We start from the raw sequence: 15,967 nt of genomic DNA on the forward strand, positions 1-15,967 counted from the left end.
GGTGTGCCTTTCAGCGCTTGAAATCCGTCTTCTGTTCTTTATACATAAAGGACAAATTTTGCCGCTGTCAACAAATGCCGGGGCGAGGAAATCAAGCATCATGCGCACGGCGCCGGGGGGAGGAAACCATGTTCATCGACACCCATCTGCATCTCATCGACCAGTCGCGCCTTGCCTATCCCTGGCTCTCCGGCGCAGGCGACCTGAATCGCGACTTCACCTATCCGGAATATGCGCAGGAGGCGAAAAGGCTCGGCATCGAAGCGGCCCTGCACATGGAAGTGGACGTCGCCACCTCGGACATAGAGGTGGAGACAGAAATGGTGCGCAGCCTGGCAGAGACGCAGGGCGACCTTATCCGCGGCGTGATCGCCGCCTGCCGGCCGGAGGAAATCGGTTTCGCCGACTATCTGGAGAAATGCGAAGCCGATCCCTTTGTGAAAGGGTTTCGCCGGGTGCTGCACGTCGTTCCGGACGACATTTCCGAGCAGGCCTTGTTCCGTGACAATCTCAAGCGGATGGGCGGGAGCAGGTTGACCTTCGACATCTGCATGTTGGAGCGCCAGCAACCGCAGGCGGTCGCCCTCATCGACAGCGCACCGAACGTCCGATTCGTGCTGGATCACTGCGGCGTGCCGGACATCGTTTCGGGCGCGCTGGAGAGCTGGGAAAAGGGGATCGCCGAGATCGCCAGGCGGCCGAACGTCATGGCCAAGGTTTCCGGCGTCGTCGCCTATGCCGATCCTGAGAGTTGGACGGTCGAGACCATTCGCCCCTATGTGGAGCACATCGTTTCCAGTTTCGGCTGGGATCGGGTCGTGTGGGGCAGCGACTGGCCGGTGTGCACGAAAGGCGGCGGCCTTTCCACCTGGGTGGGCGCGACGCAGGCCATTTTCGGCCCTTGCTCAGCCGACGAGCGCGAAAAGCTCTATCGCGGCAACGCCAGACGTCTCTGGCAGATATGAAGGATCATAAAGGACGGAGGCGAAGTTGAAGGGCGTCCATCGCGGAGAACCACAAAGGTCGCAGCGGGCGGGGATGCTTTAATGACCGATCAGGCCAACCACGATCGCTGCAACAAACAGCAGGGCCGCGCCGGCGACCACCTTGCAGACAATGCCATCCAGGACTCCCTTGCGCGTTGCGCTGGGGCGCGCGGACGGCGTTTCATGCCTGTGGCTGAAGCCGGCCTTGCCGAAAGCATCCACGTTGCTCATCGTCGTCATCCTTGACTGGTTAGGACATCGTCCTGAAAGCAGCGCCCACACGGACACCACCTGCCGGGCTCTTCATATCCGGCGAGAGTCGATTATAAAGAATGTCTATAAGAATGATAGGGTTTAATTTTCTCTTTTTCGCCACATTGATGAACGGAGGTTTTACGGTTTTTGCATGTGCGCGGCACATATGTTCCGTATGGCGGACGAAGGGGACGACGGCCCTTCGCCGACCGTCGACCCACCTCATTCATGATACCGTCTTGGAGATCCTGAATTTCCGCTTCTCCAGTTCAGGGAAATAGCTCTCCACGTCGAAATAGCCTTCGGGGGCGTAGACACCTGGCTTTTTCGGATGCTTCAGGATCAACTGGGCTGCAATAGAGCCGTTCATGGACGTACAGGCATCCACGTAGGGGCCGTACAACGGGTCGGGTGACACCACGACCTCGACCCGCACCGTGCAGGGCTTGCCGCCCTTTCGGCCATAACCGATCGCGAAGTGGATTTCATGGCTTTCCTGCGCCGGAATCCGCTCCGCGTTCTTCTTGATATTGCGCTCGATCACCTTGTTCAGAACATCGAGCGGCTTGACGCTGACGCCGCCGATATCGACCGGCTCGTTGAAGTCGCCAAAGCCGGCCTTGACCAGCCCCACCCAGGCCTCGTGTTCGCGATGCGGCAGGTGCAATTTCCAGGAGAATTCCTTGATACCCTTCTCGCGGATGCCGTCGGCCAGCGGCACCGTCAGTTGCTCGGAATGCGGCGAGTGCATGAACTCGCAGCGTCCCCACGGCTCCGGCAGGTCGAGATATTCGCCGCCGCTCATCGGCGCGCATTCGACATGCTTGCCGTCATAGAACTGCGTACTCGGATGGGCGTATTCTGCAAGCACGGTCGAGACGCTGTAGGGCGGGACGAGCACCGGGTTCTCGTCGCCCGTCAGCTCCGCCGCCCAGTAGAGGTTGATCTTGTCGATCTCGTCGAGTTCGTCGGCGACCGCGCGGCAGATGACGTTGGACATGCCCGGATCGGCGCCGACGCCGATCACGGCTGTCACGCCAGCCGCCTTGAACCGCTCGTGTTCGGCGATCTGCTTGACCGTATAGGTGCCAAGGCCGCCAAGATCGACATATGAGACTCTTGCGGCCAGCGCAGCCTCGAAGATCGTCATCTGGAAGCCGAGGAGCGTGGGCACGCAGTTGATACAGATGTCGGCACCGGAAATCGCAGCCGAAAGGGCGTCCGGGTCGGTCACATCAAGGGCAACAAGCTCGATCCGTGGATCGCCCAGCTCCGTCGCCAACGCCTCCATCTTGTCGCGCGAGGCATCGCAGAGGCGAACCGTTTCGATATCGACGATGGCGCGATCCGAAAGAAGGTCGCGAACAATGCCGGCGCCCATGAAACCCGCGCCGCCGAGAATGGTGATGATCATGATGGGTGTTCCTGTCGTTTAGAGTTTTTGAGCACGCGGGCGATCTGCGCACCCTCCCCCGCTCGCGAGGGGAGGATTGGGGTGGGCGGCGAATATCTGAGACCGAAATGCCCCCTCTTCCGGCTCTGTGGGCCGCCGTCTCGCCGCTGGGGAGAGGAGGGAGCGGGCCGACGCCCACACGTCGTCACACATGCTTGCGCCCCTCCGCCTCGTAGAACCAGTCGTCCGGGTAGGGATACCACCAGTCCTGGACGACCGGCTTGTGGTCGATGATGACCATCTTGGAGCGGCGGAAAGCGTCGAGGCCGAGTTTTGAGAGTTCGCGGCCCAGGCCGGATTTCTTCCAGCCGCCGAAGGGAAGCGCATCGTTGTCGATCAGCGGATTGTTGACCCAGACCATGCCGGCCTCCAGCCGGTCGGCCGCTTCCATCGCCTCTTCCAGCGACGTCGTGAAGATCGAGGCGCCGAGCCCGAATTCGCTGTCGTTCGCCCGCTCGATGGCCTCGTCGAAATTGCGGACCTTCATGATCGCGGCGACAGGACCGAAGCACTCCTCCTGCATGATCGCCATCTCAGGCGTGCAGCCGGTGAGGATCGTCGGCTCGTAGAACCAGCCGACCGGTTCGCTTTCCGGGATCTTTCCGCCGATCACGACCGTCGCGCCCTTGATCTTCGCGTCCTCGACGAGACGGATCACCTTGTCGCGCGCGGCCTCCGAGACGAGCGGGCCGATCTCAGCCTTCGACAACCCGTTGCCGATGCGAAGCCGTCTGGCCTCGGCTGCGAACTTCTCCACGAACGCGTCGTGGACGCTATCGACCACGAAGAAGCGCTCGGCCGATGTGCAGACCTGGCCGGACATGTGGAAGGCGGCGGTCACGGCGCCGGCGGCAGCCACGTCCAGCGGTGCATGCCGGCTGATGATCATCGGGTCGGAGCCGCCGGCCTCGATCACAGCAGGCTTCATCTGCCCGGCAGCCGCCATCGCAACCGCCCTGCCCGCCGCGACCGAGCCGGTGAAGGCGACCGCATGGGTCTTCGGCGAAGCTATCAGCGCCTCGCCGAGCTCGACGCCGCCGGGCAGGCAGGCGACCAGGCCGGCCGGCAGTGCCTCGAAGACAGCCATGAACTCCAGCGTCGACAGGGTCGTCGCCGGCGCCGGCTTGATGATGCAGCCGTTGCCGGAAGCAAGCGAAGCGGCAACCGTCCAGCACATCAGCAGAATCGGAAAGTTGAACGGCATGATATGGACACTCAGGCCCAGCGGCTCGTATCGCGCGTGCTGGAACGAGCCGGCCTGCGTCGTCCCGGCCACCTTGCCGGCCTCGTCGCGCGCCATCTCGGCGAAGTACCGGAAGGCGCCGGCGCAGTTGGCCACCTCTCCGATCGCCTCCGGATAGGGCTTGCCCATCTCCCGCGACATCAGCTCGGCGCAGCGGCGCATGTCGGTCGCCTCGATCCGATTGGCGATCCGATGCAGAAGCGTCGCCCGCGACTTGGCGTCCAGTCGCTTCCACCGACGCTGGGCGGCCGCAGCAGTGTCCAGCACCGCCTCCATTTCGTCGATCGTCGTGATCGCGAACCGGCCGACTTCCGTCAGCCGCGCCGGATCGATCACCCGATGGTGCGGTCCCCGGGCGGGCACGTAGTCGGGATGGCGGTAGAAGACGGGTTCGGCGGGGTTGAACATGGTCGTTCCTCTCTCATTCGGGATGGGTTGGCCCATCTTCGGCTTGTTGTTTCGGGACTGCGTGCCTTTGCTTTGCCTCTCACCCTGGCCCTCTTCCGCAGGCGGGGAGAAGGATTGGCGACGTTGCGACAAGCGTCCTCCCCGGCTGCGGGGAGAAGGCGCCGGCAGGCGGATGAGGGGCACCCGGATGGTCACACCGGCAAGGCAAGCCTCGATCAGCCATTCCCAGCCCCTCGCGCCCTCTTTCACCGGATCATGTAGACCTTCTTGATCGTCTCGTGCACGGTGCACTCCCCCTTCCAGTCCTGCGGGAAGAAGGCGGCGGTGTCGGGCGTAATCTCGATCACTTCGCCGCTCTCGTGCACATAGGTGCAGCGGCCTTCGAGAAAGTGGCAGAACTCGTCGCGGGTGACATGGCAGAACCATTTTCCGGGCGTGCACACCCAGAGACCGCACTCGGATTCCCCGCTCGGCCCCTTGTGGATGACCTTGCCCGACGTCCGGCTCTCTCCCTCGATCATGGTCGGGATAATGCCCCAGTCGACGAGATCCGTCTGCTCGAGTGGTTTCTTCATGAATGGGGTGATCGGCATGATCGTGCTTCCTCTTTGTCTTTCGGTATCGTTCAGTCGCCGCGGCTCATGAAGGCCTTGGTCAGGGTTTCGGTGATGATGGAGCTGCCGGTCCACCCGGCCGGGAAGAAGACCGCGGCACCCGCAGACACCGGTATCTCCTCACCGTTTTCGTGGACATAGACGCCCTTCCCGCCGAGGAAATAGCAAAACTCGTCGCTGGGAATCGTGATCGCCCGCGTTCCCGGCGTGCAGGACCAGACCCCGCATTCGCTGGAGCCGTCCGCGTTCACGGACAGCACCTTGCCGCTCATATGCGGGTTGCCTTCGGTGGCGGTGGCGCTTGCACCCCAGTCGTCGAGTGCGACGGCTGCGGTCTCCGGCCAGTAGGGCGTGGTCATGGCTTCACCTCACACGAGCATGTAGACATTGCGCATCGTCTCGATGACGGTGCATTCGCCAGTCCAGCCGCCGGGAAACATCACGACGGTGCCCGGTTCCACCTCGATCACCTCGCCGTCGTCGGATCGGTAGATCGCCCGCCCGGCCACGAAGTGGCAGAGTTCTTCGCGCGGAATGGAAAGCCGCCAGCGGCCGGGCGTGCAGACCCAGATACCCGTTTCCGGCTGGTTGTCCGGGCCCTTGAACAGCAGCCGCCCGGACGATTTCGAAACGCCTTCGATCGCGTCCGATTGCACGCCCCAGTCGACGAGGTCGTCATAGGTGGTGGCACCGTGGATGTGCGGTGCGGAGGAATTGAGCGTTTCAGCCATTGTACGCCCCTGTCCTGACCAGTTCGTCGAGGATCCCCGCTGCCTTCTTCGGCCCGCTGCGCGCCTGCATGTGGGCGCTGGTGGCGGCGAGCTTCGTCTTCATCGCAGGGTTATTGATGCAGGCGTCGAGCTTGGCGGCAAGATCGGCATCGGTCCAGTCGTAGCGCGGCATCTTGAAGCCATGGCCGGTCTCGTCGACGCGGGTGGCGTTGTCGTGACCGTCCCAGACATAGGGCATGATGATCGCCGGCTTGCCGAAATAGAGGCACTCGGTGAACGAGTTGTTGCCGCCGTGATGGATGACGGCGTCGACCTGCGGAATGACGGAAGGCTGGGGGAACCAGCTGTCGACGATCACATTCCCCGGCAGGTCCTCGTACTGGTCCTTGTAGTCGCCGACATTGACGAGCGCGCGGTAGGGGAGCTTGCCGATCGTCGAAATCAGGCGCTTCAGCAGGTCGGTGTCACCCGCACCAAGCGAGCCGAAGGAGATGTAGATCAGGGGCTTGTCGTTCTTCTCCGCGAAGGGCGGCACCTCGTAGGGCTTCTCCTTGCGCACGCAGCCTTCGAGATACTGGAACTGCCTGCCGTCAAGCGGATGCTCGCGCTCGAACTTCACCGACTCGGGGTAGAGCAGCAGGTTCATGTAGGGCGAGGCCTCGAAGAACTGGCCGATCGGATAGGGCTTCTCGCCATTCTCCGCAAGGAACGCATTGAAGTCGTCATGGATCGGCTTGATCACACTGTTGAAATGGTCGCGATAGGCCTTGTGGCCGGCGTAGTCCTTTTCGCCGCAGCCGGAGAGATGCGGCGGGATCTTCGGATCCTCGATCTCGTTTTCAGAACACGAGATAATTCGAACCCAGGGCTTGCCGAATTGCTTGATGGCCGGAAAGAGAATGACGTTGTCGACGCAGATCAGGTCCGGCTTGATCTTCGCCAGCACGCCCGGCAGGTCCTTCTGCGCCCACTTGGCGCTGTCGACGATCGCGGTCCAGCAGTCTTTCACATAGTTGTCGACCTGATCGATCGGGGATTTGCGGAAATTCGGGATGTGACCGTTGATGAAGTCCTCCCAGAACTTCGCCATCTGCTCCGGCGGCATCGGCTCCGACAGGTTCACCGGATGGGCTTCGAAGCCGTAGCCTTCATAGACCGAGACGAAGCCGGGATCGGACAGGAACACCGCCTTGTGGCCGAGTGCTTCGACCGCCTGGGCAATGCCGACCGAATTCAGCGCCGGCCCGAAGGCGGCTTCCGGAAAGAATGCGATGGTCTTGGACATGTGTTCCCTCTTTTATGTGGTCCGTGAATTCCGTGGTTCCTGGAGATCGCCCTTCATCCGCCAGCGCCAACGGCGCCTCCCGCGAACAACCGGCAGCGGGCCGGGTCGATCTTGAGGCTCAAAGCGTCGCCGACCCGGTAGGCGGCGCCGCTGGCCGGGACTCGAACCTGCATCGGCACGGGTGTGGCGGGCGTCTTTACATGCAGCACACGATCCAGGCCGTGATAGGCAATGTCTGCGATCGTGCCGGCCAGCCGTTCGCCCGGCGCGCCCACGGCGATATTCTCCGGCCTGGTCGCGAGCGTCGCAGGACCCGGCCGGGCATTGACCAGCGCCAGCCGCAGGCCTTCGGCCTCAAACACGCCGTCCTCCGCTACCTGGCCGTCGATGAAGTTCATCACGCCGATGAAGTTTGCGACGAACCGATCGGCCGGCGCCTCGTAGATTTCCTCAGGCGACCCGCATTGCAAAAGCCTCCCGTCCTTGAGGATGGCCATGCGGTCCGCCATCACCAGCGCCTCTTCCTGATCGTGCGTGACGATGATGAAGGTGATGCCCACCTCGTTCTGCATGCGCTTCAGCTCGAGCTGCATCTTCTCGCGCAGCTTCTTGTCGAGCGCGCCGAGCGGCTCGTCGAGCAGGAGCACCTTCGGCCGCTTGACGAGCGCACGCGCGAGCGCCACGCGCTGCTTCTGACCGCCGGAAAGCTGCTCAGGCTTGCGGTCGGCGAACTGGGTCAGGTCGGTGGTGGCCATCGTCTCGTCGACGCGGCGGCGGATCTCGGCCTTGTCCAGCCTTTCCATTTCCAGCCCGTAGGAAAGGTTCTGCCGCACCGTCATGTGCGGGAAAAGAGCGTAGGACTGGAACATCAGGTTCAGCGGACGCTTCTCCGGCGGCAGCGGCGAGATGTCCCGCCCGTCGAGCAGGATGCGCCCTGCGTTCGGCGTCTCGAAACCCGCCAGCATGCGCAGAAGCGTGGTCTTTCCGCAGCCCGAAGGTCCGAGCAGCGCGAAGAACTCGTTCTCGCGCACGTCGATGGAGACTCCGTCGACGGCGACGACCGGCCCGAATTTCTTCGCCACGCTTTCGATCCGAAGAATGGGAGACGTTTCTGCGTTCATCGGACCTGTTCTTTGTTCAGCCATTGCGAAATCAGGAGGGCTGTTGCGCTGACGCCCATGACGATGGTGGCAAGCGCATTGACCTCGGGCGTGATGCCGAAGCGGATCATCGAGTAGATCTGCATGGGCAGGGTGATCGACGAGCGCCCCGCGCCGGCAGTGAAGAAGGCGATGATGAATTCATCGACCGAAAGCGTGAAGGCGAGCAGGGCGCCGGCGACGATCGAGGGCAGCAGCACGGGAAAGGTGACCCGCCAGAACGTCGTCCAGCCCGAGGCGCCAAGATCGCGCGAGGCCTCGACGATCGAGAAGTCGAAGTGCTTCAGCCGGGCCCGCACCACCGAGCAGACGAAGGCGAGGTCGAAGACGACATGGCTGACGATGATCGTATGCAGTCCCATCGTCAGGCCCAGTCGTGAGAAGAAGGTCAGCAGCGCCACCGCAAGCACGATGTCCGGGATGACCATGGGCGCGAAGGCCAGCGCTTCCAGGCCGTTGCTCTTGCGGCGCCGGGTCTCCATGCCGAGCGCCAGCAGCGTGCCGAGGATCGTCGAGACAAGCGTGGCGAAGATGGCGACGACCAGCGTGTTCCAGGCGGCACGCAGGATGTCGGAATTGCCGAGAAGTGCCGAATACCATCGGGTGGAGAAGCCCGACCACGCGGTCGGAAGCCCGCTGTCGTTGAAGGACAGCATGACCAGAACCGCGATCGGGAGGTACAGAAATCCGAAGACGAGCAGCAACACGATGCGGCCCGGCAACGTGCGGCGGAAAGCGGCCGCACCCCCAGCACGCCCTGCGACCGGGGCGTCGGCGACGGTGACAGTCGCAGAATTGCCGGTCATGCCTGCGCCTCCCTGCTTTCGCCGCTCGCGCGTGCGGTGGCGCGGGCCTGCACGAAAAGAAGCACGATCATCGTGACGATGAGGGCTGCACCGAGGGCTGCGCCGAAAGGCCAGTCGTTGGCGGTCAGGAACTGGTCGTAGACGAGATTGCCGACCATCTGGAACCGGCCACCGCCGAGAAGGGCGGGCGTCACGAAGTTTCCGATCGACAGCACGAAGACAAACACGCCGCCTGCGGCCACGCCCGGCAGGGAGAGCGGCAGGGTGACGCGAAGGAAGGTGCGCACCGGGCCGGCGCCGAGATCGCGCGAGGCTTCCATCAGTTCCGGGTTCAGCCGCGACAGCGTCGAGTAGATCGCAAGGATGACGAAGGGCAGGTAGTTGTAGACGAGGCCGGTGATGACGGCTGCCTCGGTGTACAGCAGCGACAGCGGCTCGCCGGTATAGCCCATGCTACGCAACAGGTTGTTGATCAGTCCCTCCCGGTTCAGAAGCACGATCCAGGCATAAGTGCGGATCAGATAGTTGCTCCAGAACGGCAGCACGGCGAAGAACAGCAGGATCGGCTGGCGCGTCCGCGGCGCACGCGCGATTGCATAGGCTGCCGGATAGGCGATGAGGATCGCGATCGCCGTGGTCGTCAGCGCGATGCGTGCCGAATTCAGGAAGATCCTGGCGTAGAGCGGATCGGCGACCCGGGCGAAATTCTCCAGCGTGAAGGTGTATTCGATCCCGCCCCAGACGCCGCGCTGGAAGAAGGCATAGGACAGAACCAGCAGGCACGGCACCACCATGAAGGTGACGAGCCAGGCAACGCCGGGAGCGGCGAGCAGGTTCGGTCTGGCGGCATTGAATGACACGGGAGGAATTCGCCTTGCTGATATCTGGAGACGACCGGCGCAGACGCGCCGGCTGACGGGTTGCGAAGATTGCCCGAGCCGAAGACGGCGACGGCGCTCCCTCTCCCCGCTTACGGGAACAGGGGCACGGCAGGGGGGCTGTTCTCAGCAGAGGCCGCCACCCCCATGAGACCCCTCCTCCGCCTGCCGGCAACATCTTCCCGGACAAGGAAGGAAGGGCGTTGATCCCGTCAGTTCGCCGCCTTGATCTCGCTGACGGCGCGCGAATAGTCCTTCTGCGCCGGGCCGAGATCCCGCAGAAGCTCGTATTTGACCAGTTCTTCGGGCGGCATTTTCATGTTGGGATATTGTTCGCCGAGAGAAGCGGGCAGGCTTTCCATCGCCGCCTTGTTCGGCACCTTGTAGAGAATGTTCTCCGCCGCCCAGGCGTGGTTCTTCGCATCCAGGATGAAGTTGATGAACTTCATCGCATTGTCCTTGTGCTCGGAATCCTTCATCACGACCATGGTGTCGATCCAGAGGTCGGACCCCTCCTTCGGCACGACGAACTTGATGTCCTTGTTCTCGGCTATGCCGTAGTTGCACCAGCCGTCCCAGGCATGGACAAGCGAGGCTTCCCCGGAGACCAGCTTGGAGTAGAACGTGGTGTCGTCGTAGGCGAGCAGGGTCTTCTTGGCCTCGATCAGCAGGTCGCGCGCCTCGTTGATCTTGGCCGGGTCGGTTTCATTGACCGAGTAACCCTTGCCGAGCAGGCCTGCGCCCATAAGCCAGCGGTCGGTCGCCAGCATGGTCGTCTTGCCCTTCAGGTCGTCAGCGGGCTGCAGCAGGTTCATCCAGCTGTCCGGCGTCCCGCTGACCTTGTCGGAGCGATAGCAAAGACCCGTCGTTCCCCAGGTGTAGGGAACGGAGAACTGGTTGCCCGGATCGTAGGCCAGCTTCTCCGCTTCCGGATAGAGATTGGCGAGATTCGGGACGGCACTCTTGTCGAGTGGCTCCAGCATGCCCTGCGCATTGAGCACTTCGGCAAAGGGCGAGGAGACGAAGACCACGTCATAGCCCTTGCCGCCGCCGGCCATGATCTTGCCCATGATCTCTTCGTTCGTGGCGTGGTTCACCACCTCAAGCTCCAGCCCGGTCGCCGCCTTGAAGCTCTCGGCGATATCCTTCGCCATGTAGCCGTCCCAGTTGGAGATCACCAGATCTGCGGCGGTTGCCATCCCCGCGGAGAGGCTGACGGCAACGACTGCCGCGGCCGCGCGCAACGCGACCGTTCCGTTTTTCGCTTCCACGAAAAAACTCCCTTGTTTGATTTTGTTCCTGGCCTCTGTGCGATGCAGCCCGCCGGTTGATCCGAACTCTTTGCTGCGTCCGAAGGCAGTATTAATTAGAAAAAAAATACGTCAATAGGGATTCTGATAAAATCCGGCGCGATGGAATTTTGGCGATGCCGGACTTGCGAAAGCTGGGCGCAACAGGCAGCATGCGCGGCGATGGAGGCCAGATCGAGCGCATGAATCCGGAACCGAAGCGCCCCAATTATCGCCATGTCGAACTGGCGCAAAAAATACTGGATATTGCCGGCGAGCGCAGCATCTCGCCGGGCGAACGGTTGGCTGAACAGGCGCTCGCCTCGCTCTGCAACGTCTCAAGAACGCCGATCCGCAAGGCTTTACAGGTGCTTGCTGATCGAGGCCTTGTCACGCCGGAGGCGGAGGGAGGCTATATCCTCGCTGTCGATCCGGCAGCCACCGCACGCCTCGACGACACGGCCGCGACCGAAGGTGAAAGCGAAATTCATGCCGCGATCCTGCGCGACCTTGCAGCCGGCCGTATTGCCGAAACGCAGACGATCGCCTCGCTCCAGCGACGATACACCGTGTCCCGACAGACGGTACAAAATGCGCTGATGAAACTGTCGGAGGGAAACCTGGCCGAACGGGGCGCCGGGCAGCAATGGCTTCTGAAGCAGTTTGCCGTCAGTGGCGACGCAGCGATGCGCAGTTACGAGTTCCGCCTTGTGACGGAGCCGCTTGCGATCACGCTTCCCGACTTCCGCCGCGACCTGTCGGCGTTGACCGCGCTCCGCCAGTCGATGCTGATCCTGAAGGGTATGAGCGAGGCGACCTTCGATCGAAAACTGTTCGAACGCACCGATTTCGACTTTCATACCCTCATCGCCAAGAGCTGCGGCAATCCGTTCATGGCAGAGGCGCTCGTCAACCACCATCGGCGCCGCAGAACGACGCCGCCGGCGGGCCATGTCGCCGTCTTCCGGCTCATGCAGTCGAACCTCGAGCACCTGCAGATTCTCGAGCAGATTGAGCGGGGGCAAATGGAGCTTGCCGCCGATCTGATGAAAGTGCATCTGCAGCTTTCCCGACAGCAACGGCCGCGGATCGCCGGCCGCGGCGTACCCGCCACCTTCAAGATCGTATCGCGTTGACCCCATGGCCGCATTCAAGACCATCGCCCTCTTTCCCGAAGCGAGCTTCGGCGCAGCCCTCAACTGCGTCGGTATCGCCCAGGAACTGCGCCGGCTCGGAGCGCGGCCGGTCTTCATCTGTCATCCCGGCTTTTCAGGCGTCTTCTCCGAATACGGCTTTCCCGAGTACCAGCTCGCAGACGACGCCTCAGGCGCCCCGACGGACTGGAACGACTTCATCGAACGTCATCAGGACGCCTTCCGCCAAACGCCCTTCGACCAGTTGGAGAGCTATGTCGGCCCCACCTGGGATGCGATCGTCGACACGGCGATCCGGGTCGAGGAGCCGTTGCGCCAGTTGCTGGCACGGCTGAAGCCGGATGCGATCGTGCTCGACAACGTCGTCATGTTTCCGGCCATCGCCAATGCCGGCGTACCCTGGATCCGCGTCGTATCCTGCGCGGAAACCGAGGTGCCGGACAGGAACGTGCCTCCCTATCTTTCCGGTTGCGGGGGAACGCCGGACAGGAGCTGGCAACGATTTGCAACGGCCTATGAGCGGGTGACGGCGCCGGCCCACCGACGCTTTTCCGCCTTCCTCGCCGAATGCGGGCTGAAGCCGCTCGAGGCTTCGCACTTCCTATCCGCCTCGCCCTGGTTGAACCTGGTGCTGGCGCCGCAGATCATCCGGCACGATCGCGAAAAGGCGCTCGATCCGCAAAGGTTCGTCTTCCTTGACGGCTGCGTGCGCCATGAGGCGCCCTATACGCCGCCGCGCTTCGCCAGCCACAACGATGCGCCGCTGGTGTTGACGAGCTTCGGGTCGCTGGGGGCAATGGATGTGGCGATGACGAAACGGATGATCGAGGTGTTCTCCACCCTACCCTATCGTTTCCTCGTCAACGCCGGCCACTGGCGCGACGAGTATCGCGACGTGCCGGACAACGTGTTCATCGACAGCTGGTTTCCGCAGCCCTCCGTCGTGGAACAGGCAAGCCTTTTCATCCATCACGGCGGCAACAACTCCTTCTGCGAGGCGCTCTACTATGGCGTGCCGTCGCTGGTCATGCCCTATTGCTGGGACGGACACGACAACGCCACGCGTGCGGCCGAAACCGGCGTCGGACGGAAGCTCGACCGGTATGGCTGGAACCCGCGCGATCTCGCCGCGGCGATCGGCGAGCTGATCGCGGACGGCGCGATGGCACAGCGGCTGAAAGCGAATGCCAAGACCATGCGGGCGGCCGCCGGCGTCACGCGGGCGGCGGAAGAAATCCTGAAGGTGGCGGATACCGCGGCCATCGGCGCGCGGGCGTCCTGATCCGGCCCAGCGTGCCGGGTCCCCCACCGCGAAAAGAGACCGACAACATCAGACGGGAACGACCATGCGCGACAAGCTTTTCATCGACGGACAATGGGTGGCTCCGGTCGAAGGCGGAACATTTCCGGTCATCGATCCGGCGACGGAGGAAACGATCTTTCAGGCTCCGGCCGGAACCGCGCGCGACATCGACCATGCCGTTGGTGCGGCCCGCCGCGCCTTCGATCACGGCCCGTGGTCAAGGATGCCCGGCAGGGAACGCGCCGCCTGCCTGCGCCGGATCGCCGGCATCATCCTGGCCCGCAAGGAAGAACTCGCGCGCATCGAGGTCCGCGACAACGGCAAGCCGCTGCCGGAAGCGATCTGGGACATGGAAGACACCGCCGGTTGCTTCAGCTTCTACGCCGGGCTCGCCGAGGAGATGGACGAAAACCCCGAGGAGGCGATTGCACTTTCCGAGCCGCGCTTCTCGTCGAAGGTGGTTCGGGAGCCCATCGGCGTCGCCGGCGCGATCATCCCCTGGAACTATCCGCTGCTGATGGCCTCCTGGAAGGTGGCGCCCGCGCTCGCGGCTGGATGCACCATGGTCCTGAAACCTTCCGAACTAACCCCGTTGACGGCACTGGAGCTGGGCGCGATCGCCGAGGAGGCCGGGCTGCCCGCCGGCGTGCTCAACATCGTCACCGGCCTCGGCCCGGATGCCGGCCAGCCGCTCTCCGAGCATCCCGGCGTCGACAAGCTCGCCTTCACCGGCTCGGTCCCGACAGGGGCGAAGATCATGGCGGCGGCGGCCCGCGACATCAAGAACGTCAGCCTGGAGCTCGGCGGCAAGTCGCCCTTCGTCGTCTTTGCCGACAGCGATATCGACAAGGCCGTCGAGTGGATCATGTTCGGCATCTTCTGGAACCAGGGCCAGGTCTGCTCGGCCACCTCGCGCGTGTTGGTGGAGGAAGGCCTCTATCCGGCTCTGCTCGAGCGTCTCGTCGAGGAAGCAGCAAAGATCCGGATCGGCAACGGCCTTGCGGACGGCACCTTGCTCGGACCCCTCGTCTCCAGGGGGCAATACGACAAGGTGCTGGCCGCCATTGAACGCGGCAAGGCAGAAGGTGCGACGGTTTGCGGCGGCGGACAGCGCCCGGCGGGACTGAATACCGGCTACTTCCTCGAACCAACGATCCTGACCGACATGGCAGAGGACAGCTTCGTCTGGACGGAAGAAATCTTCGGGCCCGTCGTCTGCGTGAAACCGTTCCGCAACGAACAGGACGCGATCCGCATGGCCAACGACAGCCGCTTCGGGCTGGCGGCAGCGGTGATGTCGAAGGACCGGGCACGCTGCGAGCGCGTTGCCCGCGCCTTCCGCGCTGGCATCGTCTGGATCAACTGCTCGCAGCCGACCTTCACCGAGGCGCCCTGGGGTGGCTACAAGCAGTCCGGCATCGGCCGCGAACTCGGCCGCTGGGGACTGTCGAACTACCTGGAAATCAAACAGATCACCGCCTTCGAGGCCGACCAGCCCTGGGGCTGGTACATCAAGGGCTGAGCGCCGCAACCTCAACGCCGGCCCGCCCGTCCAAGCGGATCGGTGGCCGGCACATTCGCGCGGCACCGTCCACCACGGCCGGCCGGCTGGGCTTGCGCCCCGGTTCAGCCGGGCTCTGAGAGCAGGCCGGATGCCAGGCAGCGGAACGCCTCAAGCGCCTTCGCCAGCACCTTTTCCGGCTCTTTGCTGGCGGCGATCCAGAGCGCCGCGTTCAGGGCGGCGCCATTCAGAAGCCGGGCTGCGGCCTCGGGATCGACAGGCTTCAGCCGGCCTTCCGCCAGAAGGCGTTCCACCTTGGCGATGGTCGCCTGCAGGCAGCTGTTCTGGCTCGGCCACTGCGAGGGGTCGCCGAGCACCGCCGGCCCGTCGAGCAGTACGATACGCTGCACCTCGGGCTCCAGCGCCATCTCGATGTAAGCCCTTCCCTCCGCCAGAAGCCCTGCCCACTCATCGCCGGCGGCGTTGCCGATCGCCTGCGCCCGGTCCGCCATCTCGCCGTCGATGCGATCCACCACCGCCTGCAGAAGGCCACGCTTGTCGCCGAAGTTATGGTATAGCGCGCCCCGCGTCAGCCCGACGGCGGCCGTCAGGTCGTCCATCGAGGCATTGGCATAGCCCTTCTCGGCAAAGGCCTTGCGCGCCGCCTGGATGAGCTTGCCTCGGGTCTCCTCCATCATTTCCGATCGCCGCGTCGCCACCCTACCAGACTCCCATTTTCAGATACGCGGCGTATGCCAGCATTGACATACGCCGCGTATGCGAGATAGTTTTACATACGAGACGTATATCAACCTGTCTCTGCCGTGGAAAGCCCGCGCATGGGCCGGCCATCCCAGCCGCGCGGCTTCCGTTACAAGACAACCCGAATTCAAGGAAAACG

Annotated in this window: 16 protein-coding genes; 4 read left to right on the forward strand and 12 right to left on the reverse strand. The window is 63.4% G+C overall.

Translation table 11 applies throughout. The annotated features are described in order from the left end of the window. The first annotated feature begins 128 nt into the window (after positions 1–128). Positions 129–965: an amidohydrolase family protein gene (locus CRO48_RS03025; RefSeq protein ID WP_097136263.1), complete on the forward strand. Its 837-nt coding sequence runs from the start codon at positions 129–131 to the stop codon at positions 963–965. A gap of 78 nt (positions 966–1,043) precedes the next feature. On the opposite strand, the gene CRO48_RS32045 is transcribed toward CRO48_RS03025, so the two are convergent. The 11 genes from CRO48_RS32045 to CRO48_RS03080 form a co-directional block, all read right to left on the reverse strand. Then, positions 1,044–1,217, reverse strand: coding sequence for a hypothetical protein (locus CRO48_RS32045; RefSeq protein ID WP_176526639.1), 174 nt, complete (start codon positions 1,215–1,217; stop codon positions 1,044–1,046). A gap of 250 nt (positions 1,218–1,467) precedes the next feature. Beyond that, positions 1,468–2,655: a saccharopine dehydrogenase family protein gene (locus CRO48_RS03035; protein WP_097136266.1), complete on the reverse strand. Its 1,188-nt coding sequence runs from the start codon at positions 2,653–2,655 to the stop codon at positions 1,468–1,470. A gap of 184 nt (positions 2,656–2,839) precedes the next feature. Beyond that, complete coding sequence (locus CRO48_RS03040) at positions 2,840–4,345, reverse strand: aldehyde dehydrogenase family protein (protein WP_097136267.1); 1,506 nt, start codon at positions 4,343–4,345, stop codon at positions 2,840–2,842. 245 nt (positions 4,346–4,590) lie between these two features. Then, positions 4,591–4,938, reverse strand: coding sequence for a cupin domain-containing protein (locus CRO48_RS03045; protein WP_097136268.1), 348 nt, complete (start codon positions 4,936–4,938; stop codon positions 4,591–4,593). A gap of 32 nt (positions 4,939–4,970) precedes the next feature. After that, positions 4,971–5,318, reverse strand: a complete 348-nt coding sequence (locus CRO48_RS03050) for a cupin domain-containing protein (RefSeq protein WP_097136269.1) — start codon at positions 5,316–5,318, stop codon at positions 4,971–4,973. A gap of 9 nt (positions 5,319–5,327) precedes the next feature. Further along, on the reverse strand, positions 5,328–5,690 hold the full coding sequence (locus CRO48_RS03055; RefSeq protein ID WP_097136270.1) for a cupin domain-containing protein: 363 nt from the start codon (positions 5,688–5,690) through the stop codon (positions 5,328–5,330). Beyond that, complete coding sequence (locus CRO48_RS03060; RefSeq protein ID WP_097136272.1) at positions 5,683–6,975, reverse strand: nucleotide disphospho-sugar-binding domain-containing protein; 1,293 nt, start codon at positions 6,973–6,975, stop codon at positions 5,683–5,685. The genes CRO48_RS03055 and CRO48_RS03060 overlap by 8 nt, the downstream gene beginning before the upstream one ends. Before the next feature lie 53 nt (positions 6,976–7,028). Next, positions 7,029–8,096, reverse strand: coding sequence for an ABC transporter ATP-binding protein (locus CRO48_RS03065; protein ID WP_097136273.1), 1,068 nt, complete (start codon positions 8,094–8,096; stop codon positions 7,029–7,031). Beyond that, complete coding sequence (locus CRO48_RS03070; protein ID WP_097136274.1) at positions 8,093–8,941, reverse strand: ABC transporter permease; 849 nt, start codon at positions 8,939–8,941, stop codon at positions 8,093–8,095. Before CRO48_RS03070 ends, CRO48_RS03065 begins: the two co-directional genes overlap by 4 nt. Next, a complete protein-coding gene (locus CRO48_RS03075; RefSeq protein ID WP_097136724.1) occupies positions 8,938–9,735 on the reverse strand; it encodes an ABC transporter permease in 798 nt (265 codons plus the stop codon). Before CRO48_RS03075 ends, CRO48_RS03070 begins: the two co-directional genes overlap by 4 nt. Positions 9,736–10,031: 296 nt before the next feature. After that, entirely contained in the window at positions 10,032–11,090 is a 1,059-nt protein-coding gene (locus CRO48_RS03080; RefSeq protein WP_245423403.1) for a polyamine ABC transporter substrate-binding protein, read from the reverse strand. 155 nt (positions 11,091–11,245) lie between these two features. Here CRO48_RS03080 and CRO48_RS03085 point away from each other — a divergent pair, with 155 nt between their 5' ends. The 3 genes from CRO48_RS03085 (at position 11,246) to CRO48_RS03095 (ending at position 15,087) form a co-directional block, all read left to right on the forward strand. Beyond that, positions 11,246–12,244: a GntR family transcriptional regulator gene (locus tag CRO48_RS03085; protein WP_097136275.1), complete on the forward strand. Its 999-nt coding sequence runs from the start codon at positions 11,246–11,248 to the stop codon at positions 12,242–12,244. Positions 12,245–12,248: 4 nt separating this feature from the next. After that, positions 12,249–13,544, forward strand: coding sequence for a glycosyltransferase (locus CRO48_RS03090; RefSeq protein ID WP_097136276.1), 1,296 nt, complete (start codon positions 12,249–12,251; stop codon positions 13,542–13,544). A gap of 64 nt (positions 13,545–13,608) precedes the next feature. Further along, entirely contained in the window at positions 13,609–15,087 is a 1,479-nt protein-coding gene (locus CRO48_RS03095) for an aldehyde dehydrogenase family protein (protein ID WP_097136278.1), read from the forward strand. A gap of 104 nt (positions 15,088–15,191) precedes the next feature. On the opposite strand, the gene CRO48_RS03100 is transcribed toward CRO48_RS03095, so the two are convergent. Further along, on the reverse strand, positions 15,192–15,761 hold the full coding sequence (locus CRO48_RS03100; RefSeq protein WP_407071885.1) for a TetR/AcrR family transcriptional regulator: 570 nt from the start codon (positions 15,759–15,761) through the stop codon (positions 15,192–15,194). Positions 15,762–15,967 lie beyond the last annotated feature (206 nt).

It is taken from the genome of Rhizobium subbaraonis (genome assembly GCF_900220975.1).
Taxonomy (GTDB): Bacteria; Pseudomonadota; Alphaproteobacteria; order Rhizobiales; family Rhizobiaceae; genus Mycoplana; species Mycoplana subbaraonis.

Coding starts and splice junctions, on each gene's coding strand:
- CRO48_RS03075 (WP_097136724.1), bottom strand. CDS start 9,735: ATGGTGGTGCCGTGCCTGCTGGTTCTGTCCTATGCCTTCTTCCAGCGC.
- CRO48_RS03090 (WP_097136276.1), top strand. CDS start 12,249: ATGGCCGCATTCAAGACCATCGCCCTCTTTCCCGAAGCGAGCTTCGGC.
- CRO48_RS03065 (WP_097136273.1), bottom strand. CDS start 8,096: ATGAACGCAGAAACGTCTCCCATTCTTCGGATCGAAAGCGTGGCGAAG.
- CRO48_RS03095 (WP_097136278.1), top strand. CDS start 13,609: ATGCGCGACAAGCTTTTCATCGACGGACAATGGGTGGCTCCGGTCGAA.
- CRO48_RS03040 (WP_097136267.1), bottom strand. CDS start 4,345: ATGTTCAACCCCGCCGAACCCGTCTTCTACCGCCATCCCGACTACGTG.
- CRO48_RS03070 (WP_097136274.1), bottom strand. CDS start 8,941: ATGACCGGCAATTCTGCGACTGTCACCGTCGCCGACGCCCCGGTCGCA.
- CRO48_RS03045 (WP_097136268.1), bottom strand. CDS start 4,938: ATGCCGATCACCCCATTCATGAAGAAACCACTCGAGCAGACGGATCTC.
- CRO48_RS32045 (WP_176526639.1), bottom strand. CDS start 1,217: ATGAGCAACGTGGATGCTTTCGGCAAGGCCGGCTTCAGCCACAGGCAT.
- CRO48_RS03035 (WP_097136266.1), bottom strand. CDS start 2,655: ATGATCATCACCATTCTCGGCGGCGCGGGTTTCATGGGCGCCGGCATT.
- CRO48_RS03055 (WP_097136270.1), bottom strand. CDS start 5,690: ATGGCTGAAACGCTCAATTCCTCCGCACCGCACATCCACGGTGCCACC.
- CRO48_RS03050 (WP_097136269.1), bottom strand. CDS start 5,318: ATGACCACGCCCTACTGGCCGGAGACCGCAGCCGTCGCACTCGACGAC.
- CRO48_RS03060 (WP_097136272.1), bottom strand. CDS start 6,975: ATGTCCAAGACCATCGCATTCTTTCCGGAAGCCGCCTTCGGGCCGGCG.
- CRO48_RS03100 (WP_407071885.1), bottom strand. CDS start 15,761: ATGGAGGAGACCCGAGGCAAGCTCATCCAGGCGGCGCGCAAGGCCTTT.
- CRO48_RS03085 (WP_097136275.1), top strand. CDS start 11,246: ATGCCGGACTTGCGAAAGCTGGGCGCAACAGGCAGCATGCGCGGCGAT.
- CRO48_RS03025 (WP_097136263.1), top strand. CDS start 129: ATGTTCATCGACACCCATCTGCATCTCATCGACCAGTCGCGCCTTGCC.